The sequence below is a fragment of the Phycicoccus mangrovi genome (assembly GCF_018729305.1).
Taxonomy (GTDB): Bacteria; Actinomycetota; Actinomycetes; order Actinomycetales; family Dermatophilaceae; genus Phycicoccus; species Phycicoccus jejuensis.
On sequence record NZ_JAHHWP010000021.1, the window covers coordinates 85,772 to 105,762 of the forward strand.

The following is a 19,991-nucleotide window of genomic DNA, read 5'->3' on the forward strand; positions in this document are numbered from 1 at the left end:
GAGTGCTGACCAACCCCCGGTCCGACCGGGTCAAGGCGGTCCGCTCGTTGCAGAAGCGGTCGGTGCGACAGCGCACCGGCCGCTTCTGCGTCGAGGGACCGCAGGGCGTGCGCGAGGCCGTCCGGTACGCCGCCGGCCGGGTCCGCGACGTCTACCTCACCGCCGAGGCCGCGGCGCGGTACGCCGACGACATCGTCGGGCCGGCCCGGGCCGCGCAGCTGTGGCTGCACGAGGTGAGTTCCGAGGTCCTCGCCGGGATGGCCGAGTCCGAGGCGCCGCAGGGCGTCCTCGCGGTCGTCGACGACGAGCCGCTCACCCTCGGCGCGGTCCTCGACGCCGGCCCCCGCCTGCTGGTCCTCCTGACCAACGTCCGCGACCCGGGCAACGCCGGCACGGTGATCCGCGGTGCGGACGCCGCCGGCGCCGACGCCGTCCTCGTCAGCGACTCCTCGGTCGACGTCCTCTCGCCGAAGGTCGTCCGCTCGACGGCCGGCTCCCTCTTCCACCTGCCCGTCGTCACCGGGCTCGAGGTGGGGGCGACCCTCGCGGCGCTGCGCGAGCGGGGTGTGCGGACCCTCGCGGCCGACGGCGCCGGCCGCACCGCGCTGCCCGACGCGGACCTCACCGGCCCCCACTGCTGGGTCATGGGCAACGAGGCCTGGGGGCTGCCCGAGGAGACCCGGGCGGCGTGCGACGAGGTCGTCCACGTCCCCATCCACGGACGGGCCGAGTCGCTCAACCTCGCGATGGCGGCGACCGTCTGCCTCTACGCCTCGGCGGGTGTGCTGCGGTCCGGCGGGTCCGGGAGGTAGCGTGCGACCCATGACGGAGCGGTTCATGGTCCCCGACGACCTGGCCGCCAACGGGCTGGAGTTCATCCCCGACGGGCTCGTCGCCGCCGTCGGCCCGAAGCGCATCGTGCGCTTCATGAACAGCCGGGCCGAGCGCATCACCGGTCTGCGCGCCTCCGACGTCATCGGTCGCGACGTCGTCGAGGCGCTGCCGCTGCAGGACCTCGGGGGCGACTCGTGGTGGGAGCTCTCCTCGCCGTGGGAGGGCCTCGAGACGCGCACCGGGCACCGCGAGCGTCTGCTCGTGCTGCCCAGCGGCCGCGAGCTGCTCGTCACCGCGAAGTACGTCCGCGAGTGGCGCTGCGGGCCGGTCCGTTCGGTCGTCCTCGGGATGCGCGACGCCGAGGGCCGGCGACGCGCCGAGAAGGAGTCCGCCGCGCTCCTCACCTCCGTCGCCCACGAGCTGCGCTCGCCGCTGACCGGCGTCAAGGGCTTCTCGAGCACGCTGCTGCGCAACTGGGACCGGTTCACCGACGACCAGAAGCGCCTCATGCTCGAGACGATCGAGGCCGACGCCGACCGGGTGACGCGCCTGATCACCGAGCTGCTCGACACCTCGCGGATCGGGACCGGCCGGCTCACCGTCCACCCGCAGCCCCTCGACCTGCGCGCCCGTTTCGAGGGTCAGGTCGAGCGCCGCGTGGCCGCCGGGATGGACCGCGCGCAGCTGCAGCTCGAGGTCGAGGAGGGGCTCGACGTCGTCTGGGCCGACCCGGACCGCCTCGAGCAGGTGATGACCAACCTCGTCGACAACGCGCTGCGCCACGGCAGGGGGACGGTGCGCCTGTGCGCCGAACGCTCGCACTGGGACGGTCCGGCCGCGGTCGACGTCACGGTGAGCGACGACGGCGACGGCATCGCGCCGCAGCACCGCGAGCTCGTCTTCTCCCGGTTCTGGCAGGCCGGCGCCAAGCACGGCACCGGCCTCGGCCTCTACCTCGTCCGCGGGCTCGTCGAGGCCCACGGCGGCGAGGTCGTCGTCGAGGACGCGCCCGGAGGCGGTGCACGCCTCCGGGCCACGTTCCCCGACGTCGGCTAGCGGCTCAGCGGGCCGCGCTCTCGTGCAGCGGCGGCTCGACGACCGCCTTGTCCTCGTCCGGGGCGCCCGGGATCGGGTCGCCCTCGCCGGCGCGCACCTTCTCCTCGATGCGCTTGCCGGTCTCGGCGTCGACGTTCTTCCAGTAGACGAACGCCCGCTCGAGCACGTCCTCCCGGACGCCGCCGAGCGCGCCGGCGACGGTGTCGACGAAGCGGTCGCGCTGGGCGTCGTCGAAGACGTCGCGCACGAGCATCCCGGCCTGGGTCCAGTCGTCGTCCTCGGCGTGGAGGACGTACGCCTGCCGGACCATCTCGCCGTCGGCCTCCCAGCCCTCGGCGACCGGCCCCTGGAACGTGGAGTGCCCGCGTCCCATGCTGTTCGGGATGTACGTCGGGCCGCCCTTGACCTCGTAGTTCATCGCGCCGTCGAAGACGAGGTGGTTGGCCTTCTCCTCGACCTCCGGCAGGGGCCGGTTGACCGGGAGCTGGTGGGCGTTGGTGCCCACCCGGGCCCGGTGCGCGTCGGCGTACGAGAAGACCCGCGCGAGGAGCATCTTGTCGGGCGAGAAGCCGATGCCCGGGACGATGTTGCTCGGCGCGAACGCGGCCTGCTCGATCTGCGCGAAGTGGTTGACCGGGTTCTCGTTCAGCTCGAAGGTGCCCACCTCGATGAGCGGGTAGTCCGAGTGCGGCCAGACCTTGGTCAGGTCGAACGGGTTGTAGCGGTAGTCCTTCGCGTCCGCGTACGGCATCGCCTGGATGAACATCGTCCAGCGCGGGGTGTCGCCGCGGTCGATCGCCTCGAACAGGTCGCGGCGGTGGTAGTCGGAGTCCGCCCCCGAGATCCGCTCGGCCTCCTCGTTCGTGAGGTTCTCGACCCCCTGCTGGGTGTGGAAGTGGAACTTCACCCAGTGCTTCTCGCCGGCCTCGTTGCTCATGAGGTAGGTGTGCGAGCCGTAGCCGTTCATGAACCGCCACGAGCGGGGCAGCCCGCGGTCGCCCATGAGGTAGGTGACCTGGTGGGCCGACTCGGGGGAGTTGGTCCAGAAGTCCCACTGCATCGTGCCGTCGCGCAGGCCGGAGTCGGCGAGGCGCTTCTGGCTGCGGATGAAGTGCGGGAACTTCATCGGGTCCCGCAGGAAGAAGACCGGCGTGTTGTTGCCGACGAGGTCCCAGTTGCCCTCCTCGGTGTAGAAGCGCACCGAGAACCCGCGCACGTCGCGCCAGGTGTCGGGGGAGCCGAGCTCGCCCGCGACGGTCGAGAACCGGGCGAGCGTGCGCGAGGTCGCGCCCGGCCGGAAGACGGCCGCCTTGGTGTACTTCGTGATGTCGTGGGTGACGGTGAAGGTGCCGAACGCACCGGAGCCCTTGGCGTGCGGCTTGCGCTCGGGGATGTTCTCGCGGTTGAAGTGCGCGAGCGTGTCGAGCAGGTGGACGTCGTGCAGCATCAGCGGGCCGTTCGGGGACAGGCTGAGGCTGTGCTCGTCGCTCTCGGCGGGCGCGCCATTCGACATGGTCGAGCCGGTGGGCGTGCCGAGCTGGTCGGGGTTCTCGTACGGGTCGTTCGTCATCGGTTTCCTCTCGAGGTCGGGTCCTCCCTCGCCATCATCACCCCGCGGACCTGATGTGACGGCCGTGAGGGACAAGGCATCTCCCGCGTCTGACGTGCACTTCCCCGGATGGCGAGGAGGCGGCGGCGGTGACAGAGTGTGCGGGTGACGACGGTGACCCTGGCGCCCTACCGGCGCGTCCTCTCCAGACCGTCGCTGCGGCGCACCCTGCTCCTCGGCGTGTTCTCGCGCCTGGCCCTCTTCGCGACCCCGGTCCTGCTCACCGTCCACGTCGTGACGACCCTCGGGCGCAGCTACACGCAGGCCGGCCTCGTGGGGGCCCTCGTCACCGTCGCCATCGCCCTCGGGGGCCCGTGGCGCGGGAAGCTGCTCGACCGCCGGGGGCTGCGCGCGCTCGTCGGCCCGTCGGTCATCGTCTCCGGCGCGTGCTGGCTGGCCGCGCCCTTCGTCGGCTACTGGCTCCTGCTCGTCCTCGCGACGGTCGGCGGCCTCTTCCTCGTCCCGGTCACCTCGATCATCCGCCAGGCCGTCATCGCCGTCGTGCCCGAGCCGGACCGGCGCACGGCCATCTCGCTCGACTCCGCCGCCCTCGAGCTCGTCTTCATGACCGCACCCGCCGTCGGGGTGTGGGCGGTGACGCAGTACGGCAGCACCTGGGTGCTCTTCTGGGTCCAGGTGCTCGGCGTCCTCGCCGGGGTGGTCCTCTGGCTGGTCGACCCGCCCCTGCGCGGTGAGGCCGACAGCGAGTCCCACGACGCCGGCGTCCGGCGCCGCACGTGGCTCCTCGGCCCGCTCCTGCCGGTGCTCCTCAGCGTCATCGCGACCGCCGTCGTCCTCTCCGGCTCCGACCTCGGCTTCGTCGCGGCCGTCCGCGAGCTCGGCGCGGTCTCGGCCCTCGGCCTCGTCATCGTCCTCTGGGGGCTGGGGTCGCTCGTCGGCGGCCTCGTCTACGGGGCGCTCTCGCGCGAGGTGCCGTCTCGGTGGCTGCTCCTCACGCTCGTCGTCGTCACGGCCCCGATGGCCCTCGCGCAGACGCCGCTCCAGCTCGGGGCCCTCGCGCTCGTGGCCGGGCTGCTCTGCGCCCCGACCATCACGGCGACCGTCGACGAGGCGATCCGGGCCGTCCCCGCCCGGGTGCGCGGTGAGGCGATGGGCTGGCACGGCTCGGCGCTGACCGGTGGCGGCGCCGTCGGCGCGCCGCTCGCCGGGTTCGCGGCGGACCACTACGGCGCCCCGAGCGCGTTCCTCGCCGTCGCGGCGGTGGGGCTGCTCGTCGTCGTGGCCGTCTCGGCCCGGCCCGCACGCCCCTCGGGCGCGGCGACGGTGCCCGAGCCCGCGGCGGAGCGCTCGACCCGCTGACCCCCGCTGCGGCTAGGGTGGAGGCATGACGACCGCTCCGCGGCGATTTACCGGGCCCTCGGGCCCGGTGTCGCGCGCGTCCTGAGCGCCGCACCCCGCAGCCGGTCCTCGCGACCGGCGTCCGCGCCCGGGGGCCCGACCCCGTCCAGCCCTCGGCGCACCGCTCCCTAGACTCGGTGCCGCCGCCCCCGACCGACGTGGAAGCAGACAGATGTCCGGACCCAACACCAGCTACGACCCCGTCGAGGTCGCCGCGCTCGACCCCGCCACGATCGACGCCGCCGTCGAGGCCGCGCTCGCCGCGGCCGCCGGCGCGACGAGCCTCGAGGAGCTCAAGGCCGTCCGTGGCGCCCACCAGGGCGACAAGAGCCCGCTCGCCCTGGCCAACCGCGAGATCGGTGCCCTGCCGCCGAGCGCCAAGGCCGAGGCCGGCAAGCGCGTCGGTCAGGCGCGGGGTCGCGTCGGGCAGGCCTTCACCGCCCGGCAGGCCGAGCTCGAGGCCGAGCGCGACGAGCGCATCCTCGTCGAGGAGGCGCTCGACGTCACGCTGCCGACCGGCCGCCGCCCGCTCGGCCGACGCCACCCCATCGAGCTGATGTCGCAGCGCATCGCCGACCTGTTCGTCGGGCTGGGCTGGGAGGTCGTGGAGGGGCCGGAGATCGAGGCGGAGTGGTTCAACTTCGACGCCCTCAACTTCGACGCCGACCACCCGGCCCGCCAGATGCAGGACACGTTCTACGTCGACCCGCCGCAGGACGGCCTGATCCTGCGCACGCACACCTCGCCGGTGCAGGCGCGCACGCTGCTGGAGCGCGGGGTGCCGGTGTACGTCGCGGCCATCGGTCGGGTGTTCCGCACCGACGAGCTCGACGCCACGCACATGCCGGCCTTCCACCAGGTCGAGGGCCTCGCCGTCGACGAGGGCATCACGATGGCCCACCTCAAGGGCACCCTCGACCGGCTGGCCGCCGAGCTGTTCGGCGCGGACATCACCACCCGGCTGCGCCCGTCGTTCTTCCCGTTCACCGAGCCCAGCGCCGAGATGGACCTGCGCTGCTTCGTCTGCCGCGGCGAGGACCCCGACTGCCGGACCTGCAAGGGCACGGGCTGGATCGAGTGGGGCGGCTGCGGGATGGTCAACCGCAACGTGCTGCTCGCGTGCGGCGTCGACCCCGACCGCTACACCGGGTTCGCGTTCGGGATGGGCATCGACCGCGCGCTGATGTTCCGCACCGGGGTCAGCGACATGCGCGACATGATCGAGGGTGACGTGCGCTTCGACGCGCAGTTCGGGATGGAGATCTGATGCGGGTTCCGGTCGACTGGCTGCGCGAGTACGTCGCGGTGCCGCGGGAGGCCACGGGCCTCGACATCGCGGCCTCCCTCGTCGCCGTCGGGCTCGAGGAGGAGGGGCTGCACGGTGGCGGGGTCACCGGACCCCTCGTCGTGGGGCGCGTGCTGACGCTGGAGAAGGAGCCGCAGAAGAACGGCAAGACGATCAACTGGTGCTCCGTCGACGTCGGGTCGGCCAACGGCACCGGCGAGCCCCAGGGCATCGTCTGCGGCGCCCACAACTTCGAGGCCGGCGACCTCGTCGTCGTCATCCTGCCGGGCGGCGTGCTGCCCACCCCGCAGGGTCCGCTCGAGGTCTCGGCGCGCAAGACCTACGGCCACGTCTCGGCCGGGATGATCTGCTCCGAGCGCGAGCTCGGGCTCGGCGAGGACCACGACGGCATCATCGTCCTGACCCGTCGCTACGCCGACGACCCGGCGATGCTGGAGCGCTGCGTGCCGGGGGCCGACGCCATCGCCCTGCTCGGGCTGGATCGCGAGACGGTCGAGGTCAACGTCACGCCCGACCGCGGGTACTGCTTCTCGGTGCGCGGCGTGGCCCGCGAGTACGGACACGCCACCGGCGCGACGTTCTCCGACCCCGTCGCCGACCTCGCGGGGCGCGTCCCGCCCGCGAGCCCGAGCGGCCACTCCGTCGAGCTCGCCGACGACGCCCCCATCCGCGGTCGTGCGGGCTGCGACCGGTTCGGGGCCCGGGTCGTCCGCGGCCTCGACGTCGCGGCGCCGACGCCCGGCTGGATGCGCACCCGGCTCACCGAGGCCGGGATGCGCCCCATCTCGCTCGCCGTCGACGTGACGAACTACGTGATGCTCGGGCTCGGCCAGCCGCTGCACGCCTACGACCTGGCGACCCTCGGCGAGAAGATCGTCGTGCGCCGCGCCCGTCCGGGGGAGCGGCTGACGACGCTCGACGACGTCGACCGCGCCCTCGACCCGGAGGACCTGCTCATCACCGACGGCGGCGAGACGCCGATCGGGCTCGCCGGCGTCATGGGAGGCGCGAGCACCGAGGTGTCCGGCTCGACGACTGACGTGCTCCTCGAGGCGGCGCACTTCGACCCGGTGACCATCGCGCGCAGCGCGCGTCGGCACCGGCTGCCGTCGGAGGCCTCGCGCCGTTTCGAGCGCGGCGTCGACCCCGAGCTCGCGCCCGCGGCGCTCCAGCTCGCGGTCGAGCTGCTCGTCGAGTACGGCGGCGGCACGGCCGGCGACGAGGTCACCGACGCCGGGTCGGTGGAGCCGCCGGCGGCCATCCGCATGTCGGTGGGCTTCCCGTCGCGCATCGTCGGGGTGGAGTACGACCCCGCGACCGTGACGGGCGTCCTCGAGCAGATCGGCTGCACGGTCTCGGCCGACGGCGACCACCTCGAGGTCGTCCCGCCGACGTGGCGCCCCGACCTCACGACGGCCGAGGACCTCGTCGAGGAGGTCGCCCGCATCCACGGGTACGACCGCATCCCGTCGGTCCTGCCGACCCCGCCCGGCGGCTCCGGTCTCACGCACGCGCAGCGGGTGCGGCGCACCGTCGCCGACCTGCTCGCCGCACAGGGGCTCTCCGAGGTGTGGGGGGCGCCGTTCGTCGGCGAGGACCGCTGGGTCGCGCTCGGGCTCGACGTGGCCGCCGAGTCGGCGCGCACCGTGCGCATCGCCAACCCGCTCTCGGACGAACAGCCGTGGATGCGCACCTCGCTCGTGTCGACGATGGTCGACGCGCTGCGCCGCAACGTCTCCCGGGGCGCCAAGGACGTCGCGCTGTTCGAGCTCGGGCTCGTCACGGCCCTCACCGGCCCGCGGCAGCCGGCCCCGACCGAGGACGTCGGCGTCCACCCGTCCGACACGACGCTCGCGGCCATCCGTGACGCCGTGCCCCCGCAGCCGCGCCACCTCGCGGTGCTCCTCGCGGGCGACCGCGACCGCGCCGGCTGGTGGGGCGCCGGCCGCCGGGCCGAGGTCGTCGACGTCCTCGAGCTCGTGCAGGCCGTCGCCGAGGCGCTGGCCGTCGAGGTCGTCGTGACCTCCGACGCGGTGATGCCGTGGCACCCCGGCCGGTGCGCACGGGTCTCGCTGACCGACGGCACGGTGCTCGGCCACGTCGGCGAGCTCCACCCCAAGGTCGTCGCGGCGCTCGGGCTGCCCGCCCGCACGGTCGGCGGCGAGCTGGACCTCGACGCCCTCACGGTCGCGGCTGACCGCACCGTGACCGCCACGACGCTCGCGACGTACCCGATGGCGCAGAGCGACGTCGCGCTCGTCGTCGACGCGTCGGTGCCCGCCGCGCAGGTCCACGAGGCGCTCGTCGCCGGCGGCGGCGACCTCCTCGAGGAGGTGCGGCTCTTCGACGTCTACGAGGGCGACCAGGTCGGGGAGGGCCGGCGCTCGCTGGCGTACCGGCTGACCTTCCGCAGCCCCGAGCGCACGATGACGACCGACGAGGTCTCCGCCCTGCGTGACGCGGCGGTGGCCGAGGCGGCCCGCGTCCACGGGGCGGTGCAGCGGGCGTGACCGACGTCCTCGACGAGCCGATCGACGACGACGGCGACGTGACCCCGGAGCCGGACACCGAGGAGGAGGCCGGCCGCGGTGGGCACCTCGTCGCCGTCGTCACCGGTGCCTCGCGGGGCATCGGCCGGGCCGTCGCCGACGCGCTCGAGGACGCCGGCTGGGTCGTCGAGCGCGGCTCGTCGGCCGTCGCGCCGGTCACCGACCGGGCCGCGGTGCAGGAGTGGGTCGCCGACGTCGTCGAGCGGCAGGGTCGCATCGACCTCCTCGTCAACAACGCGGGCGTCATCGACACCGAGGTCGACCTCTTCGCCTCCGACCCCGACGAGTGGTGGCGCACCGTCGAGGTCAACGTCCTCGGCGCCTACCTCGTGACGTGGGCCGTCGCCCCTCACCTGCTGGCGGCCGGGGGCGGGCGCGTCGTCAACCTCAACTCGGGTGCCGGCCGGCGGGCCGGCGCCGAGGCCAGCGCGTACAACGTCAGCAAGACGGCGCTGGCGCGCATCACCGGGTCGACGCACCTCGCGGGGTGGGAGCGTGGCATCCGGGCCTTCGACCTCATGCCAGGCGTCGTCCGCACGGACATGACCGAGTCGATGGAGGCGCACGCCGGGCGCAGCGAGTGGACCTCGCCCGAGGAGGTCACGGCGCTCGTGCTGGCCCTGGCCTCCGGCGAGCTCGACGCGTTCTCCGGGCGGTTCGTCCGCGCCGGCGTCGACACGCCGGCGTCGCTGCGGGCGATGGCCGAGCGCGGGCTGGAGCCGGGGGAGCGGATGCTCGACCTCGTCCTGCGGCCCGACGACCCGTTGGCCTGACCCACCGCGTCCCGGGTCCCGGGCCACGCTCCCCAGACCCGTGCACGAACCGTCGAATGTGTCGATTCCTGCACACCCGGCCCGGAGACGACGCGCGATGACCCCGCACGTGCGGGCTTTCCGCGGTCAGGCCGGCGTGCGGACAGCGATAACCCCGCACGTGCGGGGTTTTCGTGGTCGGGAAGCGGTTCGGGCAGCGATAACCCCGCACGTGCGGGGTCGTCGGCCGGGCCGTGGGTGCATGGATGTACCGAGTCCTGTATGGTCATGCACATGACGCAGCGTGTCGCCGTCGCCGGAGCGAGCGGGTACGCCGGGGGAGAGGTCCTCCGGCTCCTCCTCGCGCACCCCGGGCTCGAGGTCGGGGCGGTCACCGCCGCCGGCAACGCGGGCCGGAGCCTCGGGAGCATCCACCCGCACCTGACGCCGCTGGCCGACCGGGTGCTCGAGGAGACGACGCTCGAGGTCCTCGCCGGGCACGACGCGGTCGTCCTCGCCCTGCCGCACGGCCACTCCGCGGCCCTCGCCGCCGAGCTGCCGGACGACGTCGTCGTCGTCGACTGCGGCGCCGACTTCCGGCTGCGCGACGCCGCGGCCTGGACCGCCTTCTACGACACCCCGCACGCCGGCTCGTGGCCCTACGGGATGCCCGAGCTGCCGACCGCGAAGGGTCCGCAGCGCGCAGCCCTCGCGGGGGCCACGCGGATCTCCGTCCCCGGCTGCTACCCGACCGCCGTGTCGTTGGCCCTCGCCCCCGGCCTCGTCGCCGGCGTCGTCGAGCCGTCCGACATCACCGTCGTCGCCGCCTCGGGCACCTCGGGCGCCGGCAAGGCGCTCAAGCCCCACCTGCTCGGCGCGGAGGTGATGGGCGCGATGTCGCCCTACGGCGTCGGCGGCGTGCACCGGCACACCCCGGAGATCGAGCAGAACCTCACCGCCTGCGGCGCGGGCGAGGTGACGGTCTCGTTCACGCCCACGCTGGCCCCGATGCCGCGCGGCATCCTCGCGACGGCCACCGCCCGGGTGACCCCCGGCACGAGCGCGGCCGGCGTGCGCGCGGCGTGGGAGGCCGCCTACGCCGACGAGCCCTTCGTCCGCCTGCTCCCCGAGGGGAGCTGGCCCGGCACGGGGAGCGTCCTCGGCAGCAACTGCGTGCACCTCCAGGTCGTCCTCGACGAGCGCGTCGGGCGGGTCGTCGTCGTCGCGGCCGTCGACAACCTCACCAAGGGCACGGCCGGCGCCGCCGTCCAGTGCCTCAACCTCGCCCTCGGCCTCCCCGAGACCACCGGCCTGCCCGTCGCGGGGGTGGCGCCGTGAGCGCGATGCCCCTGCACCTCATGGAGCACCCCGAGGACGTCTCCGTGGTCCGGCTGCCCAGCGGGGAGGACCCCGCGTTCGACTGGAGCACCGGCCCGCTGGCGTCCCTGACCCGCACGGCCGACGAGACCTCCGTCGTCTGCGCCAGCGCCTCGGTGCCGGCCGGGGCGCGCACCGAGGGCCCGTTCCGCGCGGTCGAGGTCGCCGGCCCGCTCGACTTCTCCGCGGTCGGTGTCTTCGCCGACATCCTCGCCCCGCTCGTCGACGCGCAGATCAGCGTGCTCGGCATCTCGACGTTCGACACCGACTGGGTCCTCGTCCCGTCCGAGCGCACGGCCGACGCGTCCGCCGCGTGGCGCAAGGCCGGCTTCGTCGTCACGCCCAGCTCGCTCTCGGGAGGTCTGCGCTGATGTCCGTCACCACGCCGAAGGGCTTCCGCGCGAGCGGGGTCACGGCCGGGCTCAAGGCGTCCGGCCGCCCGGACCTCGCGCTCGTCGTCAACGACGGCCCCGACCACCACGTCGCCGCCGTCTTCACGAGCAACCGGGTCGAGGCCGCCCCCGTCACGTGGTCGCGCGTCGTCGTCGCCGACGGCCGCGCCGACGCCGTCGTCCTCAACAGCGGGGGCGCCAACGCCTGCACGGGCGCGCCCGGCTTCCAGGACACCCACCGCACCGCCGAGCACGTCGGCGCCGCCCTCGGGGTCGACCCCGGCGACGTCGTCGTCTGCTCGACCGGGCTCATCGGCGAGCGCCTGCCGATGGACCTCCTCCTGAGCGGCGTGGACGCCGCGGCCGCCGGCCTCACCGGCGACGGGGGAGCAGCCGCGGCCGAGGCCATCATGACCACCGACACCGTCGCGAAGACCGCCGCCGAGGTGCACGCCGACGGCTGGGCGGTCGGCGGGATGGCCAAGGGTGCGGGGATGCTGGCGCCCGCCCTCGCGACGATGCTCGTCGTCGTGACGACCGACGCCGTCGTCGACCCGGCCGCCCTCGACGGCGTGCTGCGCGCGGCCACCCGCGAGACGTTCGACCGGGTCGACTCCGACGGGTGCATGTCGACCAACGACACCGTCGTCCTCCTGGCGTCGGGGGCCTCCGGTGTCGAGGCCGAGCCCGCCATCCTCACCGAGGCCGTCACCGCGGTGTGCTCCGACCTCGCCCGGCAGCTCGTCGCCGACGCCGAGGGCGCCCACCACGACATCGCCGTCGAGGTGCGCTCGGCCGCCACCGAGGACGACGCGCTCGAGGTCGCCCGCGCGGTGGCGCGCAACAACCTCTTCAAGTGCGCGGTGTTCGGCAACGACCCGAACTGGGGCCGCGTGCTCGCGGCCGTCGGCACGACCGCCGCCGCGTTCGACCCGGCGACGCTCGACGTCGCGATCAACGGCGTGCAGGTGTGCCGCTCCGGCGGTGTGGGAGAGGACCGTTCGCTCGTCGACCTCACGGCCCGCGAGGTGCGCGTCGTCGTCGACCTGCACGCCGGCGACGCCACGGCGACCGTCTGGACCAACGACCTCACGCACGACTACGTCCACGAGAACTCCGCCTACTCCACCTGATCGGAGCGGACCGATGACCCCACCCGAGCAGCAGTCGCTCCGCGGCGCGATCGACGCCGCGGCGCTGCGCGTCGCGCAGTCCAAGGCGACCACCCTCGTCGAGGCGCTGCCCTGGCTCGAGCGCTTCCGCGGTGCCCTGGTCGTCGTCAAGTACGGCGGCAACGCGATGACCGACGACGCGCTCAAGGCGGCGTTCGCGCAGGACATCGTGTTCCTGCGCTACGCCGGGCTGCGACCCGTCGTCGTCCACGGCGGCGGCCCCCAGATCAAGGGGATGCTCGACCGGCTCGGCCTCGAGTCCGAGTTCCGCGGCGGCCTGCGCGTCACGACCCCCGAGGTGATGGACGTCGTGCGGATGGTGCTGACCGGGCAGGTCGGGCGCGAGCTCGTCGGCCTGCTCAACCAGCACGGCCCCGTCGCGGTCGGGCTCTCCGGCGAGGACGCCGGCCTCTTCGGCGCCCGGCGCCGCGGGGTCACGGTCGACGGCGAGGAGCAGGACATCGGCCTCGTCGGCGACGTCGTCGAGGTCGACCCGGGCGCCGTGCTCGACCTGCTCGACGCCGGGCGCATCCCCGTCGTCTCGACCATCGCCCCCGACCTCGAGGTCGACGGCCAGGTGCTCAACGTCAACGCCGACACCGCCGCCGCGGCCCTCGCGGTCGCGCTCGGCGCGCGCAAGCTCGTCGTCCTCACCGACGTCGAGGGCGTCTACGCCGACTGGCCGGACCGCGGCTCGCTCCTGTCGCAGCTGCGGGCGGGCGCCGCGCGCGAGCTGCTGACCCGCGTCGACGCCGGGATGATCCCGAAGCTCGAGGCGTGCATCCGCGCGGTCGAGAACGGTGTCCCGCAGGCCCACGTCGTCGACGGCCGTCAGCCGCACAGCATCCTCCTCGAGGTGTTCACCTCCGAGGGCATCGGCACGATGGTCCTGCCGGACCGGGAGGAGGGCGAGGATGCCTGACGCACAGCCCGCCCCGCACACCGAGGAGCTCCTCGGCCGCTACGAGTCCGCGCTCGTCCAGGTCTTCGGCCGCCCCCAGCTCGTCCTCGAGCACGGCGACGGCGCGTGGGTCTGGGACGTCGACGGCCGTCGCTACCTCGACCTCGTCGGCGGCCTCGCCGTCAACGCGCTCGGGCACAACCACCCGGCGCTCGTCGCGGCCGTCTCGAAGCAGGCCGGCCAGCTGGTCCACGTGTCGAACTTCTACACGTCGGTCCCGCAGGTCGAGCTCGCCGAGCGCATCCTCCAGGTGGCCGACGCACCCGCCGGGTCGGCGGTCTTCTTCTGCAACAGCGGGACCGAGGCCATCGAGGCCGCGGTCAAGCTCGCGCGGCGCACCGGGCGCACCGGCATCGTCGCGGCCGAGGGCGCCTTCCACGGCCGCACGACGGGCGCGCTGGCGCTCACCCACAAGCCCGCCTACCGCGAGCCCTTCGAGCCGCTCATCCCCGGCGTCGTCCACGTGCCGTGGGGCGACGTCGCGGCGCTCGAGGCCGCCGTCGGCGAGCACACCTCCGCCGTCGTCCTCGAGCCGATCAAGGGCGAGGGCGGCGTCGTACCGGCCTCGCCGGAGTTCCTCCGTGCGGCCCGCCGGGTCACGACCGAGGCCGGCGCGCTCCTCGTCCTCGACGAGATCCAGACCGGCGTCGGCCGCACCGGCTCCTGGTTCGCCTGGCAGCAGGCCGGGGTCGTGCCCGACGCGATGACCCTCGCCAAGGGCCTCGGCGGCGGCGTGCCGATCGGCGCCCTCGTCACCTTCGGCCCCGAGGTCTCCGGGATGCTGACCGCCGGCCAGCACGGCTCGACCTTCGGCGGCAACCCCCTGTCGTGCGCGGCCGGCCTCGCGGTCCTCGACACCATCGAGTCCGAGGGGCTCGTCGACCACGCGCGGGCGATGGGTGAGCACCTCGAGCAGCGCATCGCGGCCCTCGCCGATCCGCGGGTCACCGGCGTGCGCGGCGCGGGCCTGCTGCGCGCCGTCACGCTCGCCGGCGACTGGGCGCCGGCCGTCGCCGCGCACGGCCGCGAGGCCGGCCTCATCCTCAACCCGGTGGCGCCCGACGCCATCCGCCTCGCCCCGCCGCTGGTCGTCACGGCCGACCAGCTCGACCTGTTCGTCGACGCCCTGCCCGGGCTGCTCGACCTCGCCACGGAGGAGACCCGATGACCCTGCGCCACTTCCTGCGCGACGACGACCTCTCGCCCGCCGAGCAGGCGGCCGTGCTCGACCGCGCCCTGGTGCTCAAGGCCGCGCCGTTCTCGGACCGCCGGCTCGAGGGTCCCCGCACCGTCTCGATCCTCTTCGACAAGCCGACGCTGCGCACGCAGGTGTCGTTCGTCGGGGCCGTGTCGGGGCTCGGCGGCTTCCCGATGGTCGTCGACGGGCGCCTGGCCGGGGTCGGGGTGCGGGAGTCCGTCGCCGACGTGGCACGCATCCTCGGGCCGCAGTCGGCTGCCGTCGTCTGGCGTACCTTCGCGCAGGCCGACCTCGCCGAGATGGCGGCGTACGCCGGTGTGCCGGTGGTCAACGCGCTCACCGACGACTTCCACCCGTGCCAGGTCCTCGCCGACCTGCTGACCCTGCGCGAGGCGCTCGGCGACCTGCCGGGCCGCACCCTGGCCTACGTCGGCGACGGCGCCAACAACATGGCGCACTCGTACCTGCTGGGGGGCGTCACCGCCGGCCTGCACGTGCGCATCGGCACCCCCTCCAGCCACCCGCCGGCCGCCGACGTCGTCGAGCGCGCCCGCGAGCTGGCCGCCACCACCGGTGGCTCGGTCCACGTCACCGACGACCCCGTCGAGGCGGTCACCGGCGCCGACGCCGTCGCGACCGACACCTGGGTCTCGATGGGCCAGGAGGCGGAGTCCGACGACCGCAAGGGCGAGGGCAGCCCGTTCACGAAGTACGCCGTCGACGACGCGCTGATGGCGCACGCGGCCGGAGGTGCGGTCTTCCTCCACTGCCTGCCCGCCTACCGCGGCTACGAGGTGAGCGCCGACGTCATCGACGGGCCGCGCTCGGTGGTCTGGCAGGAGGCCGAGAACCGGCTGCACGCCCAGAAGGCGCTGCTGTCGTGGCTGGTCGAGCAGGCCGGGGCGAGCGCGTGACCGTCTCGACCTCGCGTGCGGCGCGCCAGCAGCGGATCACCGAGATCCTCCAGTCGACGCCGGTCCGCAGCCAGACCGAGCTGCTCGACCTGCTCGCGGCCGACGGCATCGAGGTGACGCAGGCGACCCTGTCGCGCGACCTCGTCGACGTCGGGGCCGAGCGGGTCCGGGTCGGCAAGTCGCTCGTCTACGCCGTGCCGGGGGAGGGCGGCGACCGGACGGTGCGTCCGGCACCGGACGAGGACGAGCGCACGACGCGGCTCGCGTCCCGCTGTCAGGAGCTGCTCGTGGCCGCCGAGCACTCGGCCAACCTCGTCGTCCTGCGGACGCCGCCGGGCGCCGCCAACTTCCTCGCGTCGGCCATCGACCACACCTCGGTCGAGGGGGTGCTCGGCACGATCGCCGGCGACGACACCATCATGGTCATCACGTCCGGCCCCGCCCGCAGCCGCGAGGTGGTCGACCGGCTCCTGTCGTACACCCGGAAGGACACCCCGTGACCCCGCCCGACGCCGACCCCACCGCCTCCGTCAGCCTCTGGGGCGGACGGTTCTCCGGCGGGCCGGCCGACGCCCTCGCAGCGCTCTCGAAGTCGACGCACTTCGACTGGCGGCTCGCGCCGCACGACCTCGCCGGCTCCCGCGCCCACGCCCGCGTCCTCCACGCCGCCGGCCTGCTCGACGACGCCACGCTCGACGCGATGCTCGACGGCCTCGAGCGGCTGCGCGCCGACGTCGAGTCGGGCTCGTTCGTCCCCGCCGAGTCCGACGAGGACGTGCACACCGCCCTCGAGCGCGGGCTCATCGAGCGCGCCGGGGCCGACGTCGGGGGCCGCATCCGCGCCGGCCGCTCGCGCAACGACCAGGTCGCCACGCTCTTCCGGATGTACCTGCGCGAGCACGCCCGCGTCGTCGCCGGGCTCGTGCTCGACGTCGTCGACGCCCTCGTCGCCCAGGCCCGCACCCACCTCGGCGTGCCGATGCCGGGGCGCACCCACCTCCAGCACGCGCAGCCCGTGCTGCTGTCGCACCACCTGCTCGCCCACGCCTGGCCGCTGCTGCGCGACGTCGACCGGCTGCGGGACTGGGACGCGCGGACCTCGCTGTCCCCGTACGGTTCCGGCGCGCTCGCCGGGTCCTCGCTCGGCCTCGACCCCGAGGCCGTCGCGAGCGACCTCGGCTTCGCGGGCGCCATCGAGAACTCCATCGACGGCACCGCCTCGCGCGACTTCGTCGCCGAGTTCTCGTTCGTCTGCGCGATGACCGCCGTCGACGTCTCGCGGCTCGCGGAGGAGGTCATCCTCTGGGCGACCAAGGAGTTCTCGTTCGTCACGCTCGACGACTCGTACTCGACCGGGTCGAGCATCATGCCGCAGAAGAAGAACCCCGACGTCGCCGAGCTCGCGCGCGGCAAGGCCGGCCGGCTCGTCGGCGACCTCGCCGGGCTGCTCACGACCCTCAAGGCGCTCCCGCTGGCCTACAACCGCGACCTCCAGGAGGACAAGGAGCCGGTCTTCGACGCCGTCGACACCCTCGAGGTCCTCCTGCCCGCGTTCTCCGGGATGGTCGCCACGCTGACCTTCCACACGGAACGGATGGCCTCGCTCGCGCCGCAGGGCTTCTCGCTCGCGACCGACGTCGCCGAGTGGCTCGTGCGGCAGGGCGTCCCGTTCCGCGTCGCGCACGAGGTCGCGGGCGAGTCGGTCCGCGCGTGCGAGGAGCGCGGCATCGAGCTGTGGGACCTCGACGACGACGACCTCGCGGCCATCTCTCCGCACCTGACGCCGGGGGTCCGCGACGTGCTGAGCGTCGAGGGGTCGATGGCCTCGCGCTCCGCGCTGGGCGGCACCGCACCGGCCAGGGTGGCCGAGCAGCTCGGGCGCGTCGAGGCGCTCGTCGCCACCGCTCGCGACTGGTCGCGGGACCTGCCGCGGGCTCGCTGATCCCGTGCCCTCCGTGGCCGAGGTGCTGCGGGGCGACGTCCTCGGCGTCGCCCCGCGCCTCCTCGGCGCGCACCTGACCCACGCGGGGGTGACGCTGCGGCTCACCGAGGTCGAGGCCTACGCCGGGTCGGCGGACCCGGGCTCGCACGCCTTCCGCGGACGCACCCCGCGCACCGAGGTGATGTTCGGTCGCGCCGGGCTGCTTTACGTGTACTTCACCTACGGGATGCACTTCTGCGCGAACGTCGTCACCGGCACCGAGGGCAGCGCGTCGGCGGTGCTGCTGCGGGCCGGCGAGGTCGTCGACGGCCACGCGACCGCGGCCGAGCGGCGCCCCGGCGTGCGGCAACGCGACCTCGCGCGCGGGCCCGCGCGGCTCGCTCGCACCCTCGCGCTCGGGCGCGAGCAGAACGGGCTCGACCTCCTCGACCCGACCTCGGACGGCGAGCTCGTCCTGGCCGACCCCGTGGACCCGGCCGTCGTCGCGACCGGGCCCCGGGTCGGCGTGAGCGGAGCCGGCGGCGACGGGGCGGTCTTCCCTTGGCGGTTCTGGCTCGTGGGCGAGCCGACGGTCAGCCCCTACCGGGCGGCCGTCACCCGCCGCCGCCCGGCGTCGGGCCGGGGCTGACGCCGCGTCGCCACGGATCTCCGCCTGGCGCACCGCCGGACCACGGGGCGGCGCCGGTACCCCGCGTGGCAGGCTTGGCCGGGCCGGCGTCCGCCGGCACCCGACGACCCCAGGAGCGCGCACCGTGACCGACATCCTCGACGAGCTGCAGTGGCGGGGGCTGGTGGCGCAGTCCACCGACGAGTCCGCGCTGCGCACCGCACTCGCCGACGGGCCGATCACGGCGTACTGCGGGTTCGACCCCACCGCGCCGTCTCTGCACTTCGGCAACCTCGTCCAGCTCGTGCTGCTGCGACACCTGCAGCGGGCGGGACACCGCGTCATCTGTCTCGTGGGCGGGTCGACGGGGCTGATCGGCGACCCGCGGCCCACCGCCGAGCGGGTGCTCAAGACCAAGGAGCAGACGGCCGAGTGGGTGGCGAACATCCGCCGCCAGGTCGAGCCCTTCCTCGGGGGCGACGAGGCCAACCCGGCGGTCTTCGTCAACAACCTCGACTGGACGGCGCCGATGTCGGCGCTGGACTTCCTCCGGGACGTCGGCAAGCACTTCCGCGTCAACCAGATGGTCAAGAAGGACGCCATCGCGGCGCGGCTCAACAGCGACGAGGGCATCTCGTACACGGAGTTCAGCTACCAGCTCCTCCAGGGGCTGGACTACCTCCAGCTCTACCGGGACTTCGGCTGCACGCTGCAGACCGGCGGCAACGACCAGTGGGGCAACCTCACCGCCGGCTCGGACCTCATCCACCGCGTCGAGGGTGCGTCGGTCCACCTCCTGACGACCCCGCTGCTCACGGACTCCTCGGGCGAGAAGTTCGGCAAGAGCGCGGGCAACGCCATCTGGCTCGACCCGTCGATGACCAGCCCCTACGCCTTCTACCAGTACTGGCTCAACGTCGAGGACGCCTCGGTCGTCACCCTCCTTAAGGTCTTCACGGACCGGGGGAGCGAGGAGATCGAGGACCTCGGGCGCCAGGTGCAGGACGAGCCGTGGAAGCGGGCCGCGCAGCGGGCACTCGCCGAGGACGTCACCACGCTCGTCCACGGGCGGGCCGCGACCGACGCCGCACGTGCCGCCGCCGAGGCGCTGTTCGGGAAGGGTGACCTGCGGGCGCTCGACGGCCCGACGCTGCGCGACGCCGCGGCCGAGCTGCCCTCGGGGGCGGTGACGGTCGGGATGCCCCTCGTCGACGCGCTCGTCGCGGTCGGCCTCGCCGACTCCCGCAACGCCGCGCGGCGGACGCTCGGGGAGGGCGGGGCCTCGGTGAACGGCGCCAAGGTCACCGACCCGGACGCCGTGCTGGGCGCCGACGACGTCCTCGAGGGCGGCGTCGTCGTGCTGCGCCGTGGGCGCAAGAACCTCGCGGCGGGGCTCGTCGAGACGTCATCGAGCACCTGAACGAACCAGTCCACGACGAACCCCGCTGTGCTGCAGCGGGGTTCGTCGTGTTCTGGAGGCAGCAGGCATCCGGCGGGGGAGCGGATTTGTGTTCGGCGCGAGAAGTCATCTACTGTTCTCGACGTCAGCCCGAGAGGGCGAACCGGACACCAAGCGGCAGGGCCGTCCAGCCCCGCACCAAGTAGGCCGGACCACCGAGCTGACACCCCCCACGCAGGACCCGCGCACCACGGTGCACGGAGAGCGCGTGGCCGGCCCCACCGGACAGCGAGCCCCGCACGGAGCGAGTTTGACCGGGACGGAACGGAGAGGGTAACTTGGAGTGGTTGCCACGGAGCGAGAGCCCCGGAGACAGCAACTCCCACGGAACAGCCCCGACGAACGCCTCGATGAGGTGCGCGTGGGTGCGCGTCCGAACCTTGAGAACTCAACAGCGTGTCAAGAATCGATGCCAATTTTTACCTCGTCGCATCGCTTCGTTCTTTGCCCGTTCGGGTGAGGGGTGTGGTGGTGCCGAGTTTTTCCTTTGGTTGATGACGAACA

Annotated in this window: 17 protein-coding genes; 16 read left to right on the top strand and 1 reads right to left on the bottom strand. The window is 74.0% G+C overall.

Annotated elements, in window-relative coordinates:
- Positions 1–2 precede the first annotated feature (2 nt).
- Both KMZ30_RS18520 and KMZ30_RS18525 read left to right on the top strand, forming a co-directional pair.
- Positions 3–812: a TrmH family RNA methyltransferase gene (locus KMZ30_RS18520; RefSeq protein WP_215513981.1), complete on the top strand. Its 810-nt coding sequence runs from the start codon at positions 3–5 to the stop codon at positions 810–812.
- A 10-nt stretch (positions 813–822) separates the two neighbouring features.
- Positions 823–1,890, top strand: coding sequence for a sensor histidine kinase (locus KMZ30_RS18525; RefSeq protein ID WP_215513980.1), 1,068 nt, complete (start codon positions 823–825; stop codon positions 1,888–1,890).
- Positions 1,891–1,894: 4 nt separating this feature from the next.
- Here the strand turns inward: KMZ30_RS18525 and KMZ30_RS18530 are convergent, their stop codons facing one another.
- Positions 1,895–3,460: a catalase gene (locus tag KMZ30_RS18530; protein WP_215513979.1), complete on the bottom strand. Its 1,566-nt coding sequence runs from the start codon at positions 3,458–3,460 to the stop codon at positions 1,895–1,897.
- A 144-nt stretch (positions 3,461–3,604) separates the two neighbouring features.
- Between KMZ30_RS18530 and KMZ30_RS18535 the strand changes: the two genes are divergently transcribed.
- The 14 genes from KMZ30_RS18535 to tyrS all read left to right on the top strand — a co-directional run bounded on the left by KMZ30_RS18535 (position 3,605) and on the right by tyrS (position 19,448).
- Complete coding sequence (locus KMZ30_RS18535; protein WP_215513978.1) at positions 3,605–4,819, top strand: MFS transporter; 1,215 nt, start codon at positions 3,605–3,607, stop codon at positions 4,817–4,819.
- A 211-nt stretch (positions 4,820–5,030) separates the two neighbouring features.
- A complete protein-coding gene (gene pheS / locus KMZ30_RS18540) occupies positions 5,031–6,125 on the top strand; it encodes a phenylalanine--tRNA ligase subunit alpha (protein WP_215513977.1) in 1,095 nt (364 codons plus the stop codon).
- Entirely contained in the window at positions 6,125–8,674 is a 2,550-nt protein-coding gene (gene pheT / locus KMZ30_RS18545; RefSeq protein WP_215513976.1) for a phenylalanine--tRNA ligase subunit beta, read from the top strand. Before pheS ends, pheT begins: the two co-directional genes overlap by 1 nt.
- Positions 8,671–9,486 (top strand): SDR family oxidoreductase, encoded by an 816-nt coding sequence (locus KMZ30_RS18550; protein WP_308279850.1) that lies wholly within the window; start codon positions 8,671–8,673, stop codon positions 9,484–9,486. The genes pheT and KMZ30_RS18550 overlap by 4 nt, the downstream gene beginning before the upstream one ends.
- A gap of 273 nt (positions 9,487–9,759) precedes the next feature.
- Positions 9,760–10,803, top strand: coding sequence for an N-acetyl-gamma-glutamyl-phosphate reductase (argC, locus tag KMZ30_RS18555; RefSeq protein WP_215513975.1), 1,044 nt, complete (start codon positions 9,760–9,762; stop codon positions 10,801–10,803).
- A 5-nt stretch (positions 10,804–10,808) separates the two neighbouring features.
- Positions 10,809–11,213 (top strand): ACT domain-containing protein, encoded by a 405-nt coding sequence (locus KMZ30_RS18560; protein ID WP_215514050.1) that lies wholly within the window; start codon positions 10,809–10,811, stop codon positions 11,211–11,213.
- The gene (gene argJ / locus KMZ30_RS18565) at positions 11,213–12,367 is read left to right on the top strand and encodes a bifunctional glutamate N-acetyltransferase/amino-acid acetyltransferase ArgJ (RefSeq protein ID WP_215513974.1); all 1,155 of its coding nucleotides are present in this window, start codon (positions 11,213–11,215) and stop codon (positions 12,365–12,367) included. Before KMZ30_RS18560 ends, argJ begins: the two co-directional genes overlap by 1 nt.
- A 13-nt stretch (positions 12,368–12,380) precedes the next feature.
- A complete protein-coding gene (gene argB, locus KMZ30_RS18570) occupies positions 12,381–13,328 on the top strand; it encodes an acetylglutamate kinase (protein ID WP_215513973.1) in 948 nt (315 codons plus the stop codon).
- On the top strand, positions 13,321–14,535 hold the full coding sequence (locus KMZ30_RS18575) for an acetylornithine transaminase (protein ID WP_215513972.1): 1,215 nt from the start codon (positions 13,321–13,323) through the stop codon (positions 14,533–14,535). Before argB ends, KMZ30_RS18575 begins: the two co-directional genes overlap by 8 nt.
- A complete protein-coding gene (gene argF, locus KMZ30_RS18580) occupies positions 14,532–15,479 on the top strand; it encodes an ornithine carbamoyltransferase (protein ID WP_215520092.1) in 948 nt (315 codons plus the stop codon). The genes KMZ30_RS18575 and argF overlap by 4 nt, the downstream gene beginning before the upstream one ends.
- On the top strand, positions 15,476–15,979 hold the full coding sequence (locus KMZ30_RS18585; protein ID WP_207024900.1) for an arginine repressor: 504 nt from the start codon (positions 15,476–15,478) through the stop codon (positions 15,977–15,979). The genes argF and KMZ30_RS18585 overlap by 4 nt, the downstream gene beginning before the upstream one ends.
- Positions 15,976–17,421: an argininosuccinate lyase gene (argH, locus tag KMZ30_RS18590; RefSeq protein ID WP_215513970.1), complete on the top strand. Its 1,446-nt coding sequence runs from the start codon at positions 15,976–15,978 to the stop codon at positions 17,419–17,421. Before KMZ30_RS18585 ends, argH begins: the two co-directional genes overlap by 4 nt.
- A 4-nt stretch (positions 17,422–17,425) precedes the next feature.
- Positions 17,426–18,049 carry a DNA-3-methyladenine glycosylase gene (locus tag KMZ30_RS18595; protein WP_215513969.1) on the top strand — a complete coding sequence of 208 codons (624 nt, stop codon included), beginning with the start codon at positions 17,426–17,428 and terminating at the stop codon, positions 18,047–18,049.
- Positions 18,050–18,173: 124 nt separating this feature from the next.
- Positions 18,174–19,448 (top strand): tyrosine--tRNA ligase, encoded by a 1,275-nt coding sequence (tyrS, locus tag KMZ30_RS18600; RefSeq protein ID WP_215513968.1) that lies wholly within the window; start codon positions 18,174–18,176, stop codon positions 19,446–19,448.
- Positions 19,449–19,991: the final 543 nt, after the last annotated feature.